19 protein-coding genes are annotated in these 22,511 nt (G+C 58.7%); 10 read left to right on the forward strand and 9 right to left on the reverse strand.

Annotated features, from left to right (window positions below):
• The first annotated feature begins 13 nt into the window (after positions 1-13).
• The 6 genes from ACQZ48_RS22605 to amyA all read left to right on the forward strand — a co-directional run bounded on the left by ACQZ48_RS22605 (position 14) and on the right by amyA (position 7,917).
• A complete protein-coding gene (locus ACQZ48_RS22605; RefSeq protein WP_448729499.1) occupies positions 14-1,255 on the forward strand; it encodes an NRAMP family divalent metal transporter in 1,242 nt (413 codons plus the stop codon).
• A gap of 123 nt (positions 1,256-1,378) precedes the next feature.
• On the forward strand, positions 1,379-2,146 hold the full coding sequence (locus tag ACQZ48_RS22610; protein ID WP_077983234.1) for a LamB/YcsF family protein: 768 nt from the start codon (positions 1,379-1,381) through the stop codon (positions 2,144-2,146).
• 11 nt (positions 2,147-2,157) lie between these two features.
• The gene (locus tag ACQZ48_RS22615) at positions 2,158-2,967 is read left to right on the forward strand and encodes a putative hydro-lyase (RefSeq protein ID WP_077983231.1); all 810 of its coding nucleotides are present in this window, start codon (positions 2,158-2,160) and stop codon (positions 2,965-2,967) included.
• A gap of 7 nt (positions 2,968-2,974) precedes the next feature.
• Entirely contained in the window at positions 2,975-4,564 is a 1,590-nt protein-coding gene (locus ACQZ48_RS22620; protein ID WP_448729510.1) for a 5-oxoprolinase subunit B/C family protein, read from the forward strand.
• 17 nt (positions 4,565-4,581) lie between these two features.
• Complete coding sequence (locus ACQZ48_RS22625) at positions 4,582-6,318, forward strand: acetyl/propionyl/methylcrotonyl-CoA carboxylase subunit alpha (protein WP_448729500.1); 1,737 nt, start codon at positions 4,582-4,584, stop codon at positions 6,316-6,318.
• Positions 6,319-6,429: 111 nt separating this feature from the next.
• Positions 6,430-7,917, forward strand: a complete 1,488-nt coding sequence (gene amyA, locus ACQZ48_RS22630; RefSeq protein ID WP_448729501.1) for an alpha-amylase — start codon at positions 6,430-6,432, stop codon at positions 7,915-7,917.
• Positions 7,918-7,947: 30 nt separating this feature from the next.
• Here amyA and soxR read toward each other — a convergent pair whose 3' ends face one another.
• Together soxR and ACQZ48_RS22640 are read right to left on the reverse strand one after the other, a co-directional pair.
• Entirely contained in the window at positions 7,948-8,403 is a 456-nt protein-coding gene (gene soxR / locus ACQZ48_RS22635; RefSeq protein ID WP_003519761.1) for a redox-sensitive transcriptional activator SoxR, read from the reverse strand.
• Positions 8,404-8,562: 159 nt separating this feature from the next.
• Positions 8,563-10,671 carry a TonB-dependent receptor domain-containing protein gene (locus ACQZ48_RS22640; RefSeq protein WP_448729502.1) on the reverse strand — a complete coding sequence of 703 codons (2,109 nt, stop codon included), beginning with the start codon at positions 10,669-10,671 and terminating at the stop codon, positions 8,563-8,565.
• A 146-nt stretch (positions 10,672-10,817) separates the two neighbouring features.
• Here ACQZ48_RS22640 and ACQZ48_RS22645 point away from each other — a divergent pair, with 146 nt between their 5' ends.
• Positions 10,818-12,287, forward strand: a complete 1,470-nt coding sequence (locus ACQZ48_RS22645; RefSeq protein ID WP_269823891.1) for a glycosyl transferase family protein — start codon at positions 10,818-10,820, stop codon at positions 12,285-12,287.
• Between the two features lie 7 nt (positions 12,288-12,294).
• On the opposite strand, the gene ACQZ48_RS22650 is transcribed toward ACQZ48_RS22645, so the two are convergent.
• The 3 genes from ACQZ48_RS22650 to ACQZ48_RS22660 all read right to left on the reverse strand — a co-directional run bounded on the left by ACQZ48_RS22650 (position 12,295) and on the right by ACQZ48_RS22660 (position 14,116).
• A complete protein-coding gene (locus ACQZ48_RS22650) occupies positions 12,295-13,494 on the reverse strand; it encodes a low temperature requirement protein A (protein ID WP_137411277.1) in 1,200 nt (399 codons plus the stop codon).
• A gap of 55 nt (positions 13,495-13,549) precedes the next feature.
• Positions 13,550-13,834, reverse strand: coding sequence for a hypothetical protein (locus tag ACQZ48_RS22655; protein WP_077983224.1), 285 nt, complete (start codon positions 13,832-13,834; stop codon positions 13,550-13,552).
• Between the two features lie 69 nt (positions 13,835-13,903).
• Positions 13,904-14,116: a hypothetical protein gene (locus tag ACQZ48_RS22660; RefSeq protein ID WP_137411275.1), complete on the reverse strand. Its 213-nt coding sequence runs from the start codon at positions 14,114-14,116 to the stop codon at positions 13,904-13,906.
• Between the two features lie 263 nt (positions 14,117-14,379).
• Between ACQZ48_RS22660 and ACQZ48_RS22665 the strand changes: the two genes are divergently transcribed.
• Positions 14,380-16,053, forward strand: a complete 1,674-nt coding sequence (locus ACQZ48_RS22665; RefSeq protein WP_448729503.1) for an IS66 family transposase — start codon at positions 14,380-14,382, stop codon at positions 16,051-16,053.
• A gap of 5 nt (positions 16,054-16,058) precedes the next feature.
• Here the strand turns inward: ACQZ48_RS22665 and ACQZ48_RS22670 are convergent, their stop codons facing one another.
• From ACQZ48_RS22670 to repA, 4 genes are all read right to left on the reverse strand, one after another.
• Complete coding sequence (locus tag ACQZ48_RS22670) at positions 16,059-16,406, reverse strand: hypothetical protein (RefSeq protein WP_448729504.1); 348 nt, start codon at positions 16,404-16,406, stop codon at positions 16,059-16,061.
• A gap of 371 nt (positions 16,407-16,777) precedes the next feature.
• Positions 16,778-18,055, reverse strand: a complete 1,278-nt coding sequence (repC, locus tag ACQZ48_RS22675; protein ID WP_448729505.1) for a plasmid replication protein RepC — start codon at positions 18,053-18,055, stop codon at positions 16,778-16,780.
• 185 nt (positions 18,056-18,240) lie between these two features.
• Positions 18,241-19,254 (reverse strand): plasmid partitioning protein RepB, encoded by a 1,014-nt coding sequence (gene repB, locus ACQZ48_RS22680; protein WP_077983222.1) that lies wholly within the window; start codon positions 19,252-19,254, stop codon positions 18,241-18,243.
• A complete protein-coding gene (gene repA, locus ACQZ48_RS22685; protein ID WP_077983221.1) occupies positions 19,251-20,465 on the reverse strand; it encodes a plasmid partitioning protein RepA in 1,215 nt (404 codons plus the stop codon). Before repA ends, repB begins: the two co-directional genes overlap by 4 nt.
• Positions 20,466-21,038: 573 nt before the next feature.
• Here repA and ACQZ48_RS22690 point away from each other — a divergent pair.
• Both ACQZ48_RS22690 and ACQZ48_RS22695 read left to right on the forward strand, forming a co-directional pair.
• The gene (locus ACQZ48_RS22690) at positions 21,039-21,548 is read left to right on the forward strand and encodes an FAD/NAD(P)-binding protein (protein WP_448729506.1); all 510 of its coding nucleotides are present in this window, start codon (positions 21,039-21,041) and stop codon (positions 21,546-21,548) included.
• A gap of 75 nt (positions 21,549-21,623) precedes the next feature.
• Positions 21,624-22,235, forward strand: a complete 612-nt coding sequence (locus ACQZ48_RS22695; RefSeq protein ID WP_448729507.1) for an FAD/NAD(P)-binding protein — start codon at positions 21,624-21,626, stop codon at positions 22,233-22,235.
• The last annotated feature ends 276 nt before the right edge of the window (positions 22,236-22,511 follow it).

A 22,511-nucleotide genomic window follows, 5' to 3' on the forward strand; every position in this document is an offset into this window, starting at 1 on the left:
GCGGAGAAAATCCATGGAGCAGAAAAAGCTCACCCCGACTGCCGATCTCAAAATGTCAAAACGCGCATCTCTTCTGGGAGCGATCTTCCTGATGGCGACATCCGCCATCGGTCCCGGCTTCATAACTCAGACAGCGACATTCACCACCCAGCTTGGCGCAGCCTTTGCCTTCGGCATTCTCGCCTCCATACTCATCGACTTCGTCGTGCAGCTCAATATCTGGCGCATTGTGACGCTGACGCGTATGCGCGCATCCGATATCGCCAATGCCGCCATTCCCGGCGCCGGTTATTTCCTGGCCATCCTCGTCATCATCGGTGGCCTGTTCTTCAACATCGGCAATATCGGCGGCACCGGCCTTGGTCTCAATGCCATTTTTGGGCTGGACCCGAAAATCGGCGGCGCCATCAGCGCGATATTCTCCATCGCCATCTTCGTTTCCAAGCGTGCAGGGCTGGCAGTCGACCGGTTCATTATCTTCGCCGGCCTCATGATGATCGTGCTGACGCTCTATGTGGCGTTCGTTTCGGCACCGCCGGTGGGTGACGCCTTCCGCCAGACCTTCTTGCCCGATACGATCAATTTCGCGACCATCACCACCATCGTCGGCGGCACCGTGGGCGGCTACATCACCTATTCCGGCGCACACCGGTTGCTGGACCGGGGAATGGTCGGCACTGAAAACCTGCCTGTCGTCAACCGCGCCGCGCTGACCGGCATCGCCGTCACCGGCATCATGCGCTATGTGCTGTTCCTCGCCATTCTCGGCGTCGTCGCCAGCGGCGTCATCATCGATACGTCCGGCCAGGCCGCCAACCCTGCCGCACAGGCTTTCCGGTCGGCTGCGGGCGATCTCGGCTTCCGGCTCTTCGGCATCATCTTCTGGGCAGCGGCCATCACCAGCGTCATCGGCGCAGCCTACACCTCCGTATCGTTCCTGCCCGTCTTCAAGCAGGACATGAGCGAACGTGCCCGTAACATAGCGACGATTATTTTCATCGCCGTTTCGCTCGTCTGCTACCTGCTGATCACCACGCCGCCTGCCGCCATGCTGGTCTTCGTCGGCGGCCTGAACGGCCTCATCCTGCCCATCGGCCTTAGCATCTTCCTGTTTGCCGCGTGGAAACGCGAAGACCTGATGGGCGGCCATCGTTACTCGCGCATCCTGCTCGGGCTTGGCGTTCTGACCTGCGCCTTGACATGGTACATGGGCTACAAGTCTGCTGGCACCATCTTCGGCCTGCTCGGCCTGTAATAAACTGGAGCGTTTCCGCATTTCGGAGAAAAGCGGAAACGCTCTACATATCTGTTTTTACGCATTTTCCGGACGCAAAACCGCGACACACTTTTGCTGGAAATGCTCTAAAGGGAGGCAAACATGGCCGCTATCGATCTCAACAGCGATCTTGGCGAAAGTTACGGCGCGTGGCGCATGGGAGATGATGAGGCGATGCTCGCCATCGTTTCCAGCGCCAACATTGCCTGCGGATTTCATGCCGGCGACCCTGCCGGCATCTACCGCACCGTCAAGGCCGCTGCGGAAAAAGGCGTGGTCGTCGGCGCTCATGTCTCCTATCCGGACCGCGTCGGCTTCGGCCGCCGCGATCTGGACGCCACCTCGGAAGAACTGATTGCCGATGTCATCTACCAGATCGGCGCGCTGAAGGGTGTTGCCGCCGCTGCCGGCACCACGGTGCGTTACGTCAAGCCGCATGGCGCGCTCTATAACCGCATCGCCAATGACGCAAAACAGGGACAGGCCGTCATCGACGGCATCAAGGCCATCGATCCTTCACTGGTGCTGATGGGCCTTGCCAACGCGCCCATCCTCGATCTCGCCCGCAGATCCGGTCTTGCCGTCGTTGCCGAAGCCTTTGCCGACCGCGCCTATACGCCTCAAGGCCAGCTCGTCTCCCGCCGCGAAGCCGGGGCCGTGCTGCACGACGCGGCAAAAATCGCCGACCGCATGGTGCAGCTTGCCCGCGAAGGCACGTTGGAGGCAATCGATGGCAGCGTCATAAAAATCGAGGCGCAATCCATCTGCGTGCATGGCGACAGTCCCGGTGCGGTCGCGATCGCCCAGGAAATCCGCCGCCGTTTCGAGGCTGATGGCATCGACATCCGCTCTTTTGCATCCAGTCTCTGAAAGGATAGCCGATGACGATACCGACATCCTATCTCAACCACACGGACGCCGACGCCGCACGAAAGGCCCGTGCGACCTATCGTGACGGCCTCGTCGCCCCAACTTCCGGCATTGCACCCGGCTTCACGCAGGCGAACATGATCGTGCTGCCGCGCGACTGGGCCTTCGATTTTTTGCTTTATGCGCAGCGCAATCCCAAACCCTGCCCGGTGCTGGATGTCTCCGATCCCGGTTCGCCCACCACGCTTCTGGCGCCCGGCGCCGATCTGAGAACCGACCTGCCGCTCTACCGCATCTGGCGGGACGGCAAGCTTGTCGAGGAAACGGCCGACGCCACCGCCGCCTGGGCGGAGCGTGACGATCTCGTCGCCTTCCTCATCGGCTGCAGCTTCACCTTCGAAACGCCGATGGTGGAAGCGGGCATCGAAATCCGCCACATGACCGACAAGAGCAATGTGCCGATGTATCTCACCAACCGCCCCTGCCGTCCGGCCGGTCGGCTGAAGGGCAATATGGTCGTTTCCATGCGGCCGATCCCGGCGTCGCGCGTGGCCGATGCCGCAACAATTTCGGGACGTTTTCCCGCCGTACACGGGTCGCCCGTGCATGTCGGCGCACCCGAAGAGATCGGCATTACCGATCTTTCAAAGCCTGATTTCGGTGATGCGGTGCGGATCGAGCCGGGCGAAGTCCCGGTGTTCTGGGCCTGCGGCGTCACACCCCAGGCCGCCGTGATGGCATCAGGCGTGCCCTTTGCGATTACCCATGCGCCGGGACACATGTTCATCACCGACATTCCCGACACTGCCTATCACGCGTGAGGATATGATGCGTTTTCTCCCCGTCAGCCTCACCACTATTCTTGTCGAACTTGCCGATCTCGATGAAACGCTGGCGCTTTTCGCCTCGCTTCAGAACGATCCGGTCGAAGGTATCGAAGAAACGGTGCCGGCTGCCCGCACATTGATGATCCGTTTCCGCCCTGAAACGATCAGCGTCGAAGCGCTAGCCGCGCGGCTGGCAAGCCGCGATCTCTCCGCAAAAATCGCGCCTTCGGACAATCTCGTGGAAATTCCCGTCCACTATAATGGCGAGGACCTCGCCGATGTTGCCGAATTGACCGGCATGAGCATCGAAGAAGTCATCCGCCGCCATACCCAAAGCGAGTTCACCGTGGCCTTCTGCGGCTTCGCCCCCGGCTTCGGTTATCTGGTCGGTGGTGACCCGGCCCTGCATGTGCCGCGCCGGCAAAGCCCGCGCACCCGTATTCCGGCAGGCTCCGTGGCGCTGGCCGGCGCCTTCAGCGGTGTCTATCCGCAAAACAGCCCCGGCGGCTGGCAGATCATCGGCACGACGCCGGTGAAGATGTGGGATATAGATCGTGATCCCGGCGCACTGTTCCAGCCGGGGTACCGGGTGCGTTTCTTCGACATGGACAAGGCCGGCAGAACGGTCGATGTTCCGGCACCGGCACCTCAGAAAAAAGAACCGAAAAAGGACGGCCCGCATTTCGAAGTGCTTGCCGCGCCCATGCCCGCCATCTTCCAGGATCTAGGCCGTTTCGGCCAGACCGGGCAGGGCGTCTCGGCCTCCGGCGCACTGGATCGTGGCGCATTCAACGCTGCAAACCGCATCGTCGGTAACCCCGCCAATACGTCGTGTCTCGAACTGACGCTCGGCGGCTTTTCCTTTAAAAGCACGAGCCGTACCGTCATTGGTATTGCCGGTGCGCCCTGCCCCGTCACGATTACCACGGCAGATCGCAGCTTCGCGGCCAAGGCCCATAGCCCGGTGTCACTCGAACCCGGTGATGTGGTGACCTTCGGGCAGCCGCCGAAGGGCATGCGCTGTTATCTTGCGGTGCGCGGCGGCTTCGCTGTCGAGCCGGTGCTCGGCAGTTTTGCGACCGATACATTGGCTGTCGTCGGTCCGGAGCCGGTGGGGGCAGGCGCCATCCTTTCGCTTAAGGGCGAGAAGACCGGCCTTTCCAGCGTATCGATCGACGAGGTTCCGGCCTTCGAACCGCCGGCAACGGGTGAGGTCGTCACGCTGGACATTGTTCTCGGCCCCCGCACCGACTGGTTCACGCAGAAGGGTATCGACACGCTGACCGGCCAGCTCTGGCAGGTCACGCCACAATCGAACCGCGTCGGCATTCGCCTTGCCGGCGACGTGCCGGTGGAGCGCAAGGACAGCGCCGAATTGCCGAGCGAAGGCACGGCAACGGGCGCGATCCAGATTCCCCATAGCGGTCAGCCGGTTCTCTTCCTTGCCGACCACCCGCTGACCGGCGGTTATCCTGTCATCGGCGCGGTCGCCGAATATCATCTCGATCTTGCCGGGCAAATCCCCGTCAACGCCAAAATCAAATTCCGCCCGATCGGCCCCTTTGCCGAAATCGCGGCTACAAACGCATAATTCCGAGGAGAAAAGCGATGAAAAAAGTGCTGATTGCCAATCGCGGCGAGATCGCGGTGCGCATCATCCGCGCCTGTCGCGATTACGGCCTGCAATCGGTCGCCGTATATGCCGATCCCGATCAGGACGCGCTTTTCGTCCGGCTGGCGGATGAAGCCTATGCGCTGGAGGGAATACGTCCTGCCGAGACCTATCTCGATATGGCCAAGCTGATCGCGATTGCCAAACGCGCCGGTGCGGATGCCGTGCATCCCGGTTACGGTTTCCTGTCCGAGCGTGCCGAATTTGCGCGTGCCGTTCTCGATGCCGGTCTCATCTGGATCGGCCCCGATCCGCACGTCATCGAGGCGCTGGGCGACAAGGTCGAGGCGCGGCGCATCGCCACCGGCGTCGGCGCGCCGCTGGTCGCCGGCAGCGACGGCCCGGTCGCATCCGCTGTCGAAGTCACGGCTTTTGCCGAAAAGCACGGCTTGCCCGTCGCGATCAAGGCGGCCCATGGCGGCGGTGGACGCGGCCTGAAGGTCGCGTGGAAGATGGAAGAGATTGCCGATCTCTACGAATCCGCCGTGCGCGAGGCGACCGCCGCCTTCGGCCGCGGTGAGTGCTTTCTAGAACGATTTCTCGACCGGCCGCGTCATATCGAAGCGCAGGTTATCGCTGACAAGCACGGCAATGTGCTGGTGCTCGGCACCCGCGACTGCTCGTTGCAGCGCCGGAACCAGAAGCTGATCGAGGAGGCTCCCGCCCCCTTCCTGTCCGACGAACAGCGGCAGAAAATCCATACGGCCGCCAAGGCTATCTGCGCCGCCGCCGGTTATTCCGGTGCCGGCACCGTCGAATTCCTGCTCGGTGTCGATGGCACGATTTCTTTCCTCGAGGTCAATACGCGGCTTCAGGTGGAGCACCCCGTGACCGAAGAAACCACCGGCATCGATCTCGTCATCGAGCAGTTCCGTATTGCCGAGGGCCATAAGCTGCGGGTACTCGAAACGCCGGAACCGCGTGGACACTCGATGGAATTCCGCATCAATGCCGAAGATCCCGGCCGGGGTTTCCTGCCGACGCCCGGTTCTATTTCGGTTTTCGACGCGCCATCCGGTCCCGGCATTCGTATGGATAGCGGCGTCGTCAGCGGCTCCAGCGTGCCTGGTGTGTTCGACTCGCTGATGGCAAAGCTCATCGTCACGGGTGCCGACCGCGATCAGGTCCTGCGCCGCGCCCGCCGCGCGCTCAAGGAATTCCGTATCGAAGGCATCGCCACGGTGCTGCCCTTCCATCGCGCCGCAATCGAGACCGAAGACTTCATCGGCACGGATGGGTTCAAGGTTCACACCCGCTGGATCGAGACCGATTTCGCCGCCATGCCGGATGCCATGGAGCGCCCGGCACCGGCCGACGATCCCTCCGTCACCCGCACTTTCCTGGAAATCGACGGCAAACGTGTATCGGTCGGTCTGCCCAGCCTGCTGCTTTCCAGCCTCGGTGCGGTTAGCGGCAACAGCGCAGCTGTTCCCGGCGGCACCGCCGCCGCCAAGGAAAAGGAAGGCGAAATCACCGCCCCGGTTTCCGGCACTTTGCAGTCCTTCAAGGTAAAAGACGGTGACACGGTTTCGCAAGGCGATCTTCTCGCCGTCATGGAAGCCATGAAGATGGAGACGCAGATTGTCGCCCCCATGGCCGGCAAAGTCCGTCTGATCGTTAAGGAAGGCGACTATCTGCCGGCGGGCGCTGCCCTTCTCGATATAGCCGGCTAATATACGGGCGGACCATCGGCCTCACAATCGCAGATCGCGCGGCACCGGCGGCGGAACCCTTTCGCCGCCGGGCCGTTTATGGCGCGACCTGCTAACCATCGTGAGGGAAATATGGCCGGACGCACCTTGCTTCAATTCTTCCATTGGTATTATCCGGACGGAGGGAAGTTATGGAGCGAGGTGACGGAAAAGGCCGAAAGCCTTGCGAAAATGGGTATCACCGACGTTTGGCTGCCGCCCGCTTACAAGGGTGCCGCCGGCGGTTATTCGGTGGGTTACGATACCTACGATCTCTTCGACCTTGGCGAATTCGACCAGAAGGGCACGGTCGCGACAAAGTATGGTGACCGTGGCGCCCTTGAGCACGCGGGCAAGACCCTGAAAGAGAATGGCATCCGCGTCATTCATGACGTGGTTCTCAATCACAAGATGGGTGCGGATGAAAAGGAAAAGGTGCGGGTTCGCCGCGTCAATCCCGAAGACCGTACTGAGATCGACGATGAAGACTTTCAGGCGCTGGCCTATACGCGTTTCACCTTTCCCGGCCGCAGCGGCAAACATTCCAAATTCGTCTGGGACCTGAAGTGCTTCAGCGGTGTCGACCACATCGAAGAGCCGACTGAAGACGGGATATTCCGCCTCGTCAATGAATATGGCGACGGCGAGTGGAATGAAGAAGTCGATCAGGAAAACGGCAATTTCGATTATCTGATGGGCGCGGATGTCGAGTTCAGAAACCGGGCGGTTTACGAGGAACTCAAATATTGGGGCCGCTGGCTTTCCGAGCAGGTGCAGGTGGATGGATTCCGACTGGATGCCGCAAAACATATCCCGGCCTGGTTCTTTCGCGACTGGGTCGGCCATATGCGCGAAACGGTCGATCCCGATCTTTTCGTCGTGGCGGAATATTGGCACCCCGATCTCGAGGCGCTGAAAAGCTATCTCGAACTCGTCGACAAGCAGCTGATGCTTTTCGATGTGGCCCTTCACCACAGCTTCCACGACGCCTCGAAACAGGGCGGCGATTTCGATATGCGCGGCATCTTCGATGGCTCGCTTGTCTCCGCCGTTCCCGACCATGCCGTTACGCTGGTCGACAATCACGACACACAGCCGTTGCAATCGCTGGAAGCGCCAGTGGAACCCTGGTTCAAACCTCTTGCCTATGCGATCATCCTGCTGCGCGAAGATGGGGTGCCCTGCGTCTTTTATCCCGATCTGTTCGGCACGAGCTACACCGACACCGGCAATGACGGCAACGAGTATAAGATCGATATGCCCGCCATTGAATGCCTGCCGAAGCTCATAGAGGCCCGCAGCCGTTTCGCCAACGGAGCCCAGACGGATATTTTCGACGATGCCAGCTGCGTCGCCTTTATCCGCCACGGCACCGCCGATGCGCCGGGCTGCGTGGTGATAATGTCGAATGGTGAGCCGGCGGAAAAGCAGATCGATCTCGGCCCCGATCACGCCAGGGCGGTCTGGCGCGACTTTCTCGGGCACCGTGAAGAACGGATTACCCTCGATGAGAGCGGCAAGGGTGTCTTTCCCACCAATGGCGGCAGCGTCAGCGTCTGGGTTGCAGCCGATTCCGAGTGAGGCTCAGCCGGTCCGGTCCGGAAATCCCGTTCATTCCGCAGAAACGAGGCGGCGCGGACCTGCGCCGTCATCGGCCAGAACATCGTTCGGATTGCGCAACGGACAATCATCCAGCGAAAGACACCCGCAACCGATACAGCCGGTAAGCTGATCGCGCAGCATGATCAGGCTATTGATGCGAAGCTGCAGCATTTCCCGCCACGATTGGGAGAACCTGCGCCAATCGGCCGTCGTCGCCACCCGATCCTGCGGCAGATCAGCCATCGCGTCCCTGATAATGCTGAGCTGTATCCCGGCGCGCTGCGCGATGCGGATGATGGCGATGCGTCTCAGAACAGCGCGATGATAACGGCGCTGGTTACCGGCGGTTCGCCAGCCCTCGATCAATCCTTTCGCCTCATAAAAATGGATGGTGGACACGGCGATGCCGCTGCGGCGGGCAACCTCCCCAACCGTCAGGCTGTGCTTGAATACGGTATTTTCCATTCTGGCTCCTGCTTCCGTAACGATTTCCGCTCGGAAAACGCGGAAACATAGTGAAGAGCAGCCGGTATAATTCCTCAACCATAGTTGAGGTCAATAGGCGATAGCCCAAAAAAAGAGGCGCCCAAAGGCGCCTGCAATTTTCGTGAATGTGGCGACGGATCAGAACTTAGCTGTCATGCTGATCCAGAAACGGCGGCCTTCCATGACGGTGTTGAAATCGTCGGTGCCGACATCCTTGTCGAAGAGATTATAAATGGCGGCCTTGAGATCGACATTTTCGGCGACCGCATATTTCGCCCCGATATCCAGCGTGGTGTAGGCGTCATATTTACGCCCGGCCTTGCCGTTGATCGTTACCGGCGTGCCGTTGGTGCCGATGCGCGGGCCGGCATTGATTTCCGATCCGTGGTAATTCAGCGAGGCCCAGGCTTCCAGACCATCGATTGGGGTTACCCAGTCGCCGCGCAGATTAGCCATATGTTCCGGCGTGCGCGCCAGCGGGAAGCCTTCATAATCGCCGGTTTTCTGTTCGGAATGCGTATAGGTATAGTTGCCGCGCAGCGTCAGGTCCGGCGTTGCATACCAGGTCGCCGTCAGTTCCACACCCTGAATGACCGCATCGTCGATGTTGTAATTGTACCAGAGACGATAGTTGCGGTCTTCGCTCCAGCGGGCCGGCGTTCCATCCGGATTGAGCACCAGCGCATTGGAAATCTTGTCCTTGAAATCGGTGTAGAAATAGGTGGCGCCGAGAGCGACGTCGCCATTGTCCCAAAGCGCGGCCACTTCATAGCTCGTGCTCTTTTCCGCTTCGAGGTTAGGGTCGCCAATGATGACGCCGCAGGTGCCGCTGGGGCCATAGCTGCAACCGCCACCACCCGTCGTATAGGCATAACCCGGCGCGATCTGGCGGATTTCCGGCGCCCGGAAACCGGTGGAAACGCCGCCCTTGATGGTCAGCTCTTCGGTCGCGCTCCAGACGCCATAAAGACGCGGGCTGAAATGATTGCCGTATTTTTCGTGATTATCGAGACGAAGACCGCCCGTCAGCGCGAAATTATCGACAATGCGCCATTCATCCTCGAGGAAGAGCGCCCATTGCGTCGCCGAAAATGTTTCGTCGCGGCCGGTGCGGCGTCCCGGGTTCTGGTCCGCCAGCCGCGCCTCGAAATATTGTCCGCCTGTCACCAGCGTGTGGTTGCCGAACAATTCGAACGGCGTCGTGAACTTGCCATCGAGAACGGTGTTGCGCACTTCCGGCGAGCGCGGGTTTTCGGTCACCCGGCCGGTGCGGATATTTCTGGTGAAGTTGGTACGCTCCGCCCATTCCTGCTGGAACGAGAATTCGGATGTGGTCGGCCCCCAGCGGCCGGTATGCGACAATGACCAATGGTCACGCGTATTGGTATTGTATGTGCCGTTGGCGTCCGTCGCCGCCAGCGTGTCGCCGGGCTCGGCGCTGCGGCGCAGCCGCGTCTTGCCGCCTTCGAGATAGATGTCGTGATCTTCATTCGGCGTGAATGTCAGGCGTCCATTGAAATCATATTCCTTGGCGCCCGTGGTGCCGCTCAGAATACGGTCTTCGCCACGCGTGAAGCCCCTGCCCCAAAGCTGTAGACCGAGCCGGTCCTTAAGTATCGGTCCGTTGGCATACCAGGAGACCTGGCCGCTATTGCCGAATTTGGAATGCTGCTGAACCGTGCCTTCGGTGGTGACGGAACCTGACCAGACATCGCCCACCTTGCGGGTGATGATGTTGATGACACCACCCATAGCGTCCGAACCATAGAGCGAGGACATCGGCCCGCGCACCACTTCGATACGTTCGATCGCCGAAACCGGCGGTACGAAACTCTGTTCGAAGCCGGAATTGCCGTTGGTGCGGGCGTCGCGCGTGCTCTGCCGCTTGCCGTCAACCAGAACCAGCGTGTAGGCGCCGGGCAATCCGCGAATGAAAATATCCTTTTCATTGGCAATGCCGGTGACGGACACGCCCTGAACTTCGCGCAGGGCATCGGTCAGATCGCGATAGGATCCCTTTTCAAGATCTTCACGCGTCACAACCGTGATGCTGGCCGGCGCATCTTTCACATTCTGCTCGAAACCGGATGCGGTGACGACAATCTGCTCGAGAACCGTGCTTCCTTCAGGCGCCTGCTGCGCAAAAGCTGGCAGAGCGATGCAAAGCGCCGTTCCAGCCATTGCTGCCGAAAGACCGGCCTTTATTATCGTCGCGGACTTCTCGCGGCCGCGGTACTTCAATTCCATGTTATGCCCCCGCATTTAACTTGAGAATTTAACCCCACTTATTTAGGAGGGAGTTCAGGCGCAATGCGTTTGTTTTCGAACAATTCTAAATTCTAGAAATTGCAAAAAGGGCTCCACGAACGAGCGGGGGAGTAAAAAATCGCAAGATGACAACCGGCAAGAGAAAAGATGAACGGGCCTCCACAACAAAACCCGACAGGCTTGGGCAGCTGAAACTACTTGTCGCTTTTGATGCTTTGTTAAGAGAAGGCAGCGTCAGCCGTGCTGCGGCGGGCATGGAACTGCCGACATCCTCCATGAGCCGGATATTGCAGCAGCTGCGCGACATATATGGCGACCAGCTCTTTCTGCGCACCGGTCAGGGCCTTCGTCCCACCCCCTTTGCCGAAAGCATGCGCCTGCGCATCCGGTCGCTGGCAGCGGAGGCCGAGAATCTTATGGACTATTCGCAGGAAAAACCCGCCGCCCCGGCCAGCGCCAGTGCAAGCGGTTGGGAGCGGCCCGTACTGATGAAGGCGCCGCCGCTTTCGCTTCGCCCTAGCGTTCTTCTGGAAGGTCAGCCGACACCGGAAAACATCGCCGACCGTCTCGCGCGCATTGGCCACAATGCCGATCCGCAGCAGAGGCTCGCCAAATATATCGCAACCTCGGCGATGGGCATCGGCAACAGCCGCCCGCTCAGCCAGGTGGAAGCGATGGATGCGCTCTCGATCATTCTCGATGGCGATGCCGATCCGATACAGATAGGCGCGCTGCTCGCCACCATGCAGTATCGCGGCGTAACCGCGGCGGAGCTGGCCGGTTTTATCGACGCCATGTGGAGACATATAAAAAGGGATCAGCAAGGTCCTGCATCGGTGGACCTCGACTGGCCCGCTTATATGTCACCGAAACATCGTGATGCGCCATGGTTTCTCCACTCCGCCCGTCTTGTCGCCATGGCGGGATACAGCGTCCTGCTGCACGGGCATGTGGGGCAGGGGGAAAACGGCGGCAAGCTTGAACTTGCAGCGCAGGCCTGCGGCATTCCCCTCTGCCGGTCGCTTTCGCAGGCGGCGAAAGCCACAGCTTCAGAACGCATCGCCTACCTTCCAATTGGCGGACTGTCCCTGCAGTTTCAAAGCCTGCTCGGCCTCCACGGCATTCTGGAGATGCGCCTGCCGCTCAATACGGTCGTGCATCTTCTCAATCCGCTTCGCGCCAGAAGCACGATCATCGGCGTCGCTCGCCCCTCCTACCAGGAACTTCATCGGGACACGGCACGGCTGCTTTCAATGGAAAACCTCGCCATTCTCAGCAACACGCGGGATTTCGCGCAATTCACACCGTTTCGCAGCACTCGGATTTTCGGTCTTTCGAAGGGCAAGGATATGGAATTCATCGTTCCCGCGCGTGAGACGCCGCCCGCTGAAATGCCGACCATGTTCACAACCTTCGAATATTGGCGGGCGGTGTGGACGGGCGCCGCAAAGGACGAAAGGGCGGAAACCATCATCATCTCCACAACGGCCATCGCGCTGATGCTGGTCAACGATATGGCTCTGTCTTTCGAGGAAGCCTATGCCCGCAGCCTTCGACTCTGGAACGACAGGGCGCGCGATCTCGTCAACGCCTGATCAGCGATCAAGCATTGGCGACCGCCCTTTCCAGCGCCAGATATTCCCAAAGCGCCACAAGCAGAAGAACGCCCATGCTCGCCAGTTGCAACGCGAAAAGCGGAATGCCCGGCACCGGCAAAAGCAGGCAGAGCGCCGCCACGCCGGCAAAATGCGAGACCGGTCGCTGATAGGCGGCGGCGATCTTGACGCCGATATTGCCGGCCAGAAACAGGACAGGACCGCCGAGAATGGCGATCGCCTCCCGCATTGTCGCGCCTTCTCGCGGGTGGGAGAGGCTGAAATCCTCACCCACCGCCGTCAGGATGATACCGGCAACGATTGGCAAATGCCCATAGTTAAAAAGATTATGGGCGATCTTCGTCTTTTCTTCAGCGTTCTCGGCTTTCCTTGAGGCCTCTTCCTGCCCATGATGGAAATAAATCCACCACATCGCCACTGTACTGATGAAAGCGGAGCAGAAGACGATGAATGTCAGGCCGGAATTCATATATTCGGTTGCCGTGCGCCCGGTGGTGAGGATCGTTTCCCCAAGACAGATGATGACGAAGAGCGCACATCGCTCCGCCAGATGCTCACCGGAAAGATGCAGCCGGTCCTCGTCGCTCGAGGCTACACCCGGCACGACATAACGGCAGGCGGGGCCGGCATATTCAATTGCAAGTGCGATACCCCACAGGAGAATGCGGTCCGTCAGATCGGCAAGCCCTCCGGCCAGCCAGAACAGACTGGAAACCGCAAGCCAGATCGTCACACGCACGAAGACCAGAAAAGACTGCCGGTCTTCGCCCCTGAACGCATAAAGGGCGAACAGGCTTCGGCCGACCTGCATTGCGCTGTAGATCAGGGCGAAGACGAGGCCCTGTTCCGCAAATGCCTCCGGCAGCGCAATGGCCAGCAGAACGCCGCCGAACATCAGCACGAAAAGCAGGATCCTGACTGGCTCCTTTTCCGTGTTCAGCAAGTTTGTGATCCAGGTGGTGTGTATCCACAGCCACCAGAGCGACAATATCAGGATGCCGGCCTCAAGCGCCGCCGTTGGCCCAAAATCCTTGGCCAGCGCGTGGGAAAGCTGGATCAGCGCGAAAACAAAGACCAGATCGAAGAACAGTTCGGGGAAACTGGCCGTGCCGGCGTCCTGACCCTCTTGCCTTATCCAGCTTTTCGCATCTGATATGCCACCTTGAAGTTCACCCCTGGTTCTCATTCCACCTCCGCCGCCAGATGTCGATCGTCGCGACCGGTTCTGTCACCACGCATCCTCACTGTTGCGACAAAGCCTCTTCGCTGTCCGATACAGCCGGGTTAGACCTTCGGCCGGGAAATTCCAGCGCCCGCGCACTGTCAGGATAAAAGCGTGGCCCAACCAGACGGACTTTCTTCCCGGACACGTCGGTAATGTAGTGCGGGGCGGTAGGGTTCGGCGACACTGAAATCCGGTCGGCGCCGGAAACCGCAAGCGTGCTGACCTCGAGAGGCTGGGCAATCGCCGGCAGGCCCGTCATCGCGGCAAGTGCGGCTGAGAAAACAAATGATCTTGGAAACATGGGACATATATCCTGGCGTCAATTATCTGCGCCATAAACAGCCCTCGCCAGCTTTGGTTCCGCCGCTCTTCAGTTATCCCCATCGAGGTAGGAGCTGTATTGAACATACTCGGCACTCGGTTGCCCACCGACGATCTCCGGCGGCCGCGCTTCGTCGCCGGGCAGATGGCCGGTGTTTTCGAACTCCGCCCGCAGGAGCTTTTCGATAGCCCTTTCCCGCGGCAAGGCGTTGTCCGCCATATAAAGAGCGACAGCCAGTTCCATGTCGTCTGGAAAATTCATCAGATCAGCCATCCGTTCAAGCAATGAAGCGCAAACGCAGGACCTTGCAGAAAGTTCAACTTCACCGTCTCGGGGCGCGGCTTTGTCTGTTGACAGACCATTTACGTCAGATGGACCATGCCCTGCTATATGCAGTGCCACTCGCCTGTTCGCCATATGCTCCGCGCATACAGATTGCACTTTTCCGCTCTTCTCGTGTACTTGGAGCAAATCTGGTGGCAGGAGGGATTCCCGTTTTCTGCAAATCATGAGATTCTTCTTTCATGACGAAGCGCCGCCTTCCCATGGCCGAGCATGCCGATACGTTGTCGCTGAAGGCGCTGCGTGAGCTCGTGACCGGCCTGGTGGAGCGGGCCGATCGGGCGGACGCCCGGATTGAGAAGCTCGAAGCCGAGAACCAGAGGCTTTGCGATGAGAACGATCAGCTCAGGCTCGAAAACACCCGGCTGAAGATCGACAACCAGCTCCTGCGAGATGAGATTGCGCGGCTCAAAAACCTGCCGCCGCGCCCGCCGTTCAGAGCCTCGGGAATGGAGAAAGCAACGGGTGACAAGACGCTCACCGGCAAGGATCCGGCGTCCCGGCCGCGAGGGCCGAAGAACGATACGAAGCGGGTCACGCGTGAAGAGGTGCTGTCTGTCAGTGTGCCGGCCGGATCGCGCTTCAAGGGCTACAAGGACTGCTTCGTCCGGGATCTGGTGCTCAGGGTCGAGGTGGTTCGTTACCGTCGGGAATGCTGGGTGACGCCGGACGGAGACACCATCACAGCACAGCTGCCTGCGGGGATAAGAGGCGGCTTTGGGCCTAATCTGCGGCGGTTTTGTCTGATGCTGCATGCGCATGGGCAGGTCACGACGCAGCGAATGGCAACCTTGCTCAACGACGTCGGTGTCGAGATTTCCAAACGCCAGGTGGTGCGGTTTCTGACAGAGGGGCTGGATGGCTTTCATGCGGAGGATGCAGCCGTGCTGCATGCCGGCCTCGTCTCGACGCCCTATGTTACGGTCGATGACACCGGTGCCCGTCATGCCAACCGCAATTTTCATACGACGCATATCGGCGGTGAGCATTTCACCGCCTTTCGCACGACGTCCTCGAAGTCGCGACTGAACTTTCTGGCCCTGCTGCGCGGCAACTATCAGGATTATGTCCTCAACGATGCCGCCTTCGCTTTTCTCGAAGACCGGCAGGTGGACCCTGTTCTTCTGGCGCCGCTGAAGAGGCAAGAACCGCAGCGGTTCGCCAATCAGGTTCCGTTTCTTGAGCATCTGGCAGAACATGGCATCGACATCTTTGACAAGGACATCATCCGCCCATTTGCCGAAGCCGGCATCTGGGGTGCCATCCGCCATCATGGTTTGGTCGGAAAGGCAGTGATCGTCTCCGACGATGCCGGACAGTTCCGGGTCGGCACCCATGCGCTGTGTTGGGTCCACGCAGAGCGTTTGCTGCACAAGCTGATGCCGGCGACGCCGCGCCAGGTAAAACATGTCGAAACCCTGCGCGAGCTGATCTGGCTTTTTTACAAGCAGCTGAAAAACTATCAGCGAAGTCCAAGCCAGCGTGCAGCTCACGGTCTTCAGGTCCGGTTCGATCGGATTTTCTCCATCCGCACCGGCTATGGCGATCTCGACAAATTGCTGTTTCGGCTGAGGCGCCGCAAGCCGGAACTGCTGTGGGTTCTGGAGCGGCCCGAGATCCCGCTCCACACCAATGCGTCGGAACGCGATCTGCGTGGCTTTGTCATCAAGCGGAAGATTTCCGGAGGGACGGTCAGTCGCAACGGGCGGCTGGCGCGCGACAGCATGCTGGGCCTTTCGAAGACCTGCCAGAAGCTCGGCCTGTCGTTCTGGCGCTATCTCGGCGATCGGCTGGGGATCGGCACATCGCACCCAACCATTCCCCCATTGGCCACGATGATCGTTGCCAGATCCTGAGCGCATCACCGACGGTCTGTCCTTGGGAAGGACACGACCTTATCGTCCTCGGACTGTATAGGACCGGTAGTATCGAGCGCGTGGGCGCCGGTGGGTTTCAGCAATGTCGGCGATACATTCCATTGACGGTTATCATCGGCATGCACCGTCACTGTCTTCTTGTTGCGGCGGATGACGACACCCCGGACCAAAACGCCGCCAGGGCCTTCAAACTCCACGCCGCTTCCGACCCGGATTTCTTGAAGGGCGGAGGTGGTTCGCTGGTGATGCAAATATTGCAGACGCTCGACGATGCGCGCGTTGAGTTCGATGAGGGTTGCCTCGTCAAGGCTGTCGATATCGATCTGCCGCATTTGCTCCGCCCCACTCTCCTGTTGTTCGTCTACGCCACAATGCCAATCGCTACTCCGGCAGACAACCAGATGCCCAGGGATCGGATTGTTTTCGGGCACTGCCACCGAATCTGCCCCGCTTACCTTCTCGTCGCAATTTCGACGAAAAACGCCCTCGACTCAAGGGATTGAAACCAATCACGGAAAAACGCAAACGAAAGCTAAATGGAACTTAGTTTTCATTACCTTGCATTAACCATAGAAATCCACCAGCTGCATTGATCGTTACAGCAGCCTCGTGCGAATCTCTTTCTACCTGCGGAAACGGCGTTAATGTATCTTCCGTCTGCTTTTTTCGCAAGCGATGACCATTTCCCGAGGCCCGTGTTAGCTCACAAAAGCATGTTCGCCTCCATGGTGTCCTTACGCCCTCGCAACTGCGCCAGAAGCATGGTCTTTACATCGAAGCCGCCTTCCTGCGCCTTGCGGGTGAGATTACGCAGATATCCGCCAAGCGAGCTTATCTGGTCCGCTTTCTGCAAAAGGCAGGCGAGAATGGCTGCTGTTCCCTGTCGACCGAACGTGGCAAGCGCGTCCTGATACGCCGACTGGCTGATGTTGAACATGGTTTTGATGACCGATGTCGCCACTTCGAGATCGCGCCATCCGGTAACTGCGCCGCCTGGGGCATAGAGCGAGATATCCGGGCAAGCCTTCAAAACCAAAACAATATCAGGAACAAAAAATTGCTTATGAAGAACAGGTTCTGCTGACTGCGGCAACGCTTTGGCACTGGCTGGTGCCGCATATGCCGGCTGGGTGCTTGCCGTGCGGGCAGGTGCAACGGTTGCCGGTTCGCGCAAATCTTGCCGTTCAGATATAGATTCGGATTCTGAATTCTTTATGAGGCGCTCATTTTGGCAGTCATTGCCGCCCATTTTTTCCGGTTTTTCAATATTTTCCAGATAGTTGGTCACTTCCGCGCGTAAAGAGGCCAAAAATCCGGCGATTTCCCGAAGTTCCGCGGGCTTGGAGTTGCGGCCGAGAGAGTGGGCAATGGCGTTGTAGCGGGTCTGAAATCCTTCGGAGGTTTCGAGTTTACCGCTTGCGGCAATCATTTCGCAGAGTTTCTGGATATCGCGGCGGCAAAGGCTGATGTTTTCACGAAGCCGCTGAAGATCGAGCCGCTCGCTGACGATGCGTTCGGCCAGTTCCTCGATTTCGGCTTTGCGGGCAAGAAGCGGCGCCAGCGAAAAACCGTAAGCCTCGCTGATTTCCCCTCCCCTGTGCTTGCGGGCGTATCGTTTTCCGTTCGGGCTGTCCTTGCGAATGATAAGCCCGGCCTCGACAAGAGCCGAGAGATGCCGGCGCAATGTCTGCTCGGCCATGCCATGGGCCCTGAGTGATAATTGCGTATTCGACGGGAAGACGACCAATCCGGCTTCGCTGGAAAGCTCGTTTTTCGGATAAAAGCTCAAAAGCGCGTTCAGGACCGCAAGCGATCGATCAGTCACGCCGAGCAATGGCCTGGCTTCACAGACCGAACGATAGAGTTTCCATTTGTCGACCGCTTCGATTTTCTTGTTTTTCTGCGCGGCGAACTGGGTTGCGAGGACGCCAAACGACATCGCTCGCCGCCCAAAGGGCGTCGTTACACATGTGCTGTCCATGTCTTTCACCTTTCACAAGGCAAAAGAAAATCGCTCACCGAAAAATTCGATGCCAAGACTCTTGACTATGATTCGCGGAAATGAGATTCTTCGGGTGCTTAAATCAAAGAAAGGCTTCCGCGCGGCAACGTTCGGGGGCTTTTTTCTTTTGTGATGCGTCTCCTGTTAGTCGTTCGAGTTAAAAATCACTGCTTGGACCGGTATTCGGCAAACAGCGTCTGAAGATGTTCCAGAACGAACTCGGCAAATTCCGGGGCTTCGTTCTTGTCGATAGAGATATCCAGCTTGCGGTCGCTTTCGACTACCTTCGCCAGCCGGCCGCCGGTCTGCGATGACCAGACCCCGGTCCTTTTGGGTTGCGCCTTGGGTTTCAGAAAATCCAGAAGCGACTTGAAACGTTCTTCCGATGGCAGGGCGGCAACCAGTGGGTCCTTGACGTATGCGCGGGCTGCTTCCTTGACTTGCGAGGAGGAAAGCTGATCGGCAAGATCCATCCAGTTACGACGGCCGACGGTCGGGGCCGGGCCAATCAGGTCGACGAGATCCTCGGGAATGCGGCCGACAACGGACAGCATGTTGGAAAGATCGCCCTTGTGCAGCGACATGGCGGCCATGATCGTATCGCGGGGAAACCGCATCTGCAGTTTCTGGGCAAAACGCGCCTTTTCGATATAGGTGAGGTCACGGCGCTCGTTGTTTTCCTGTCCCTGGGCAACGACGAGCTGCTCGTCACTAAGATCGCGAACGACCGCCTTGACGGGGATACCGAGGCTGGAGACGGCGCGCAGGCGACGATGACCGAAGGCGACCTGATAACGGCCGGGGAATTCGGGATGCGGGCGCACCAGAATGGGAACCTGCTGGCCCTGTTCACGAATGGCCTCCACCAGGCCTGCATCTGCCTCTTCAGAGGCCGGCATGCGATCCGGTATGAAAGAAGGATCGATATCGGCTGGGCTGAGCGAAACGATCGTAAGACCTTCAGCGAGCTGCTTTTCGATCTCTTCTGCGCGCTTGGCGCGTTCCGATACTTCGTTGAGCGACTGGCCAATCATGCCGACCGGGGAATTCAGAACATCCGTCACGAGTTCCGGAGAACCGAGAATAGGCCTGATACGCGGACGCGACCGCTCGGCGGCAGTCTCGTTGCTTTCGGCTCCCGGCGTACCGAGATTGGCGAATATTTGTTTTCTGCTCATGCTGCCCTACCCCACGCTTTTTTAATCAGTCCTTCGATTTCAGCGTTTACGTTGTTCATGGCTTCCAGCGCACGGTCATAGGTGGACCGGGTGAACTGGGTTCTTTCCACTTCGAAAAGTGTCTGGTTGGTCAGTCCGGCATCCGAGACGGCCGTGCTCTTCAGCATCGGGTGGATGAGGACATTTTCACCGAAAATAGAACGCAGGAACGCGACCATCTGGTTCTGCGGTCCATCGCTCGGTTCAAAACGGGTGATGAGGTAACGCATCCAGTTATAGTCGGACCGCGCCCCTGCCCGGCCGATTTCCGCCAGGAGATCACCGGTCATGGCAAGGAACTGGTTCATCGACATGACATCAAGCATTTGCGGATGAACAGTGACGAGAACCGAAGTGGCGGCCGTCAGCGCTGAAAGCGTCAGGTAACCAAGCTGCGGCGGGCAATCGATGACCACGACGTCATAGAAATTCTGTGCCTGGGCTATCGCCTGGCCAATGCGGGCAAAGAACAACGTATCGCCAGGTGCGCGACGCATCAAAGCGCGGGGCGTGTCGTGTTCGAATTCCATAAGCTCCAGATTGCCGGGTACGATGTGGAGATTGGGAATATAGGTGCCACGAACGATCTCAGCGATCGGCCGACGTTCATCGTCGTAACGGATCGCGCCATAAAGCGTTTCATTCGGACCGACATCAATCTCCGGCTGATGACCGAAGAGGGCGGAAAGACTGGCCTGCGGATCAAGATCGATGGCAAGCACCCGGTAACCACGCAGCGCGAGATATTGCGCCAGATGCGCCGATGTCGTTGTTTTTCCCGAGCCGCCCTTGAAGTTCATGACAGCGATGACCTGCAATTCTTCGCCGTCACGGCGATGCGGCAGGTAACGCCGCGAGCCACGCGCGCCCTGATCGAGAAATTTTCTGATCTCGTCCATGTCCTCGACGGAATAGGATCGACGACCGGAAGCCTGCGCCGCATCGAGCTCCGGACGCTCGGCGGCGATCTGGCGAAGATAGGCCTCGCCGATGCCAATCAACCGTGCGGTTTCTGCCGGCGAAAAATGGCGCATGCTCTTTTCGGTGTGCGGTGAAAATGTATTTGCATTATGAGCCTGCAATTGGGCTGACAACGCAGCCGAATGCTGTTGTATAAGACTCGTCAGGTCGGGTGCTCCTGCGGCACGTCTTAAATCGGCACTCTGTGTCATCGGTCTTCTTTCGCTCGAAATTGCAGTAGCGGTTTTTTTCGAAAAAGGCGGTTTTTTCCGCAACTGAGATATAAGCGCCGATTCTCTTTTCGGCGCAATAGGCTTTTTTCTCAGGTTGGAAAGTGCCGCTAAAGCATTGTGGAAGAATCACATTTGGTTTTTGTGACGGTTTGACGGTTAGCCGCGGCTAACTTCTTCCTGGAGGTCATAGTGACGGGCGTTGATCACGTCTTTGGCATGCGAAATCTACGCCAGTTCGGAAGTTTGCCGCGGCTAACTTCTTAAGACTGACCTTCCACGTCTCTGATGATCGCGGCGCCAGAAAGTGAAGGGTAGACATTCGCATCTGATAATCTCTACTCGTTGACTAGAGTATCGTTGGGTTCGACATCCGCCGGCTGACTGTTCAACGTGTCGCTGGTTGGAGGAGTGAATGTCCTATGGTGCCGCTCTCGTAGGGTCGGATTTCGGGCGCGGCACCGCCTATCGCGCCGAACTGCCCTTTCATCGTCTGAATGTACTGGCCGGGCGAATGAGTGCCTTCCCTGACAGGGCTGATGACTTGTCGACTGGTTGGCGGAAAATGGGATCGCTGACAATCCCCTGCTGTTCGCCTTACGCGGTGACTATGGTCTTTATCTTCGTGACAGGTTGGCTGGCTTGCTTAGAAATAGGGAGCAACGAGCCCGGGTGGACTTCGTTGCGGCCAAGGCTTCGGCCTGTCGGCCGGATGGCACGGGCGGATTTTCGTTCACACTTGAAAATGGTGAGCAGCTGCACGCGCAGAATGTCGTACTGTGTCTCGGTGTCGGCGCTGCGAGTTTGCCAGTGCAAACTGTCGCAAGGGAAGAAGAGGGGGCCACAACATATCATCGACCACTGCTGGCAGCCGGGATGGTTGTCCAAAATCAAAGCCGGGGATCGTATCTGCATTCTGGGGTCGGGCCTGACGATGATCGATCAGGTTTTGACTCTGAGGGGAAAAAGACATCAAGGGTCGATCCATGTTCTGTCCCGTCGCGGCCTGGTGTCGCATCCGCATGTCAGCCCGCCGTCACCGTCAGCAGAGCCGAATTTACCTGAAGGCTCGATGGAGATCAGCGGGTTGCTGCACTCTCTGCGAAATAGGTGCGCGATGGGGCGCCGTGGCGTACCGTCATGGATGGCTTGCGGCCGCAAACTCAATCACTTTGGCAACGTCTTACACCGGCGCAGCGTAGCCGGTTCCTTCGGCATGCCTTGCCGTGGTGGAATATCCACCGGCACCGTATTGCACCTGAAGTGTCTGCCGCTTTCGGGACGTTGCCGTCAGATGGCGTTCTTGAACTTCATGCGGGTTACCTTCGCTCCATTGAAGAAACGGAGGAGGGGGTCGCCGTGCGTTACCGCCGCAGGCATACGCAGATATTGAAGGAGCTGCAGGTCGATTGGGTCGTCAATTGTACCGGAATGGAGCGGGCCGGCATTGGCCGTTCGCGGCTTCTTGAAGCGATGCGCGGCGACGGTGTCATTTTGCTCGATCCCTTGGGGCTTGGAGTGGAAGTTGATGGCCAGTCTCGTTTGCTGCGGCCGGACGGACGAAGCTGGCCCGGTCTTTTCGCCACCGGTGCGCTGACGCCGGGCCGCTTCTGGGAGATTACTGCCGTTCCGGATATTCGTGTTCAGGCGCAGAGGATCGCGCAAGAGATCACGGACAGAGTGACACAGAACGATCGGCTTTCCGCAGGGGGTGAGCTCGTTGAGGGGCCAGCCGAAGCGAGACGTGTCTAGTACCTCTCCTAAGAGGTTAGCCGCGGCAAACTTGCTTTCTGAATAATGTGCTGGAAATTCCATGGATGCCGAATTTTACGAGTGGAACGCAGTGCGAATGCCCACGAGGGCACATGATAAGCATGCTATTCCCCATGAATCACGCCATATATCGACCATCAGCGATACATTGCCCTATAACGTATCGGCGATAAGCACGGCAGTGGATTTCGCACGCAATGTGCGCGATTGCTAAATTATTTACATTAATTATGGAAATGCATCATAAAATCGACT

The organism is Agrobacterium sp. 22-209-1 (genome assembly GCF_053522485.1).

Excerpts from the sequence above, each read along its gene's own strand:
- ACQZ48_RS22695 (WP_448729507.1), top strand. The coding sequence starts at position 21,624 with ATGGATGGCTTGCGGCCGCAAACTCAATCACTTTGGCAACGTCTTACA.
- repA (WP_077983221.1), bottom strand. The coding sequence starts at position 20,465 with ATGACACAGAGTGCCGATTTAAGACGTGCCGCAGGAGCACCCGACCTG.
- ACQZ48_RS22665 (WP_448729503.1), top strand. The coding sequence starts at position 14,380 with ATGACGAAGCGCCGCCTTCCCATGGCCGAGCATGCCGATACGTTGTCG.
- ACQZ48_RS22605 (WP_448729499.1), top strand. The coding sequence starts at position 14 with ATGGAGCAGAAAAAGCTCACCCCGACTGCCGATCTCAAAATGTCAAAA.
- ACQZ48_RS22655 (WP_077983224.1), bottom strand. The coding sequence starts at position 13,834 with ATGTTTCCAAGATCATTTGTTTTCTCAGCCGCACTTGCCGCGATGACG.
- ACQZ48_RS22610 (WP_077983234.1), top strand. The coding sequence starts at position 1,379 with ATGGCCGCTATCGATCTCAACAGCGATCTTGGCGAAAGTTACGGCGCG.
- ACQZ48_RS22615 (WP_077983231.1), top strand. The coding sequence starts at position 2,158 with ATGACGATACCGACATCCTATCTCAACCACACGGACGCCGACGCCGCA.
- ACQZ48_RS22625 (WP_448729500.1), top strand. The coding sequence starts at position 4,582 with ATGAAAAAAGTGCTGATTGCCAATCGCGGCGAGATCGCGGTGCGCATC.
- repC (WP_448729505.1), bottom strand. The coding sequence starts at position 18,055 with ATGGACAGCACATGTGTAACGACGCCCTTTGGGCGGCGAGCGATGTCG.
- ACQZ48_RS22645 (WP_269823891.1), top strand. The coding sequence starts at position 10,818 with ATGACAACCGGCAAGAGAAAAGATGAACGGGCCTCCACAACAAAACCC.
- ACQZ48_RS22620 (WP_448729510.1), top strand. The coding sequence starts at position 2,975 with ATGCGTTTTCTCCCCGTCAGCCTCACCACTATTCTTGTCGAACTTGCC.
- repB (WP_077983222.1), bottom strand. The coding sequence starts at position 19,254 with ATGAGCAGAAAACAAATATTCGCCAATCTCGGTACGCCGGGAGCCGAA.
- ACQZ48_RS22650 (WP_137411277.1), bottom strand. The coding sequence starts at position 13,494 with ATGAGAACCAGGGGTGAACTTCAAGGTGGCATATCAGATGCGAAAAGC.
- ACQZ48_RS22640 (WP_448729502.1), bottom strand. The coding sequence starts at position 10,671 with ATGGAATTGAAGTACCGCGGCCGCGAGAAGTCCGCGACGATAATAAAG.
- amyA (WP_448729501.1), top strand. The coding sequence starts at position 6,430 with ATGGCCGGACGCACCTTGCTTCAATTCTTCCATTGGTATTATCCGGAC.
- soxR (WP_003519761.1), bottom strand. The coding sequence starts at position 8,403 with ATGGAAAATACCGTATTCAAGCACAGCCTGACGGTTGGGGAGGTTGCC.
- ACQZ48_RS22670 (WP_448729504.1), bottom strand. The coding sequence starts at position 16,406 with ATGCGGCAGATCGATATCGACAGCCTTGACGAGGCAACCCTCATCGAA.
- ACQZ48_RS22660 (WP_137411275.1), bottom strand. The coding sequence starts at position 14,116 with ATGAATTTTCCAGACGACATGGAACTGGCTGTCGCTCTTTATATGGCG.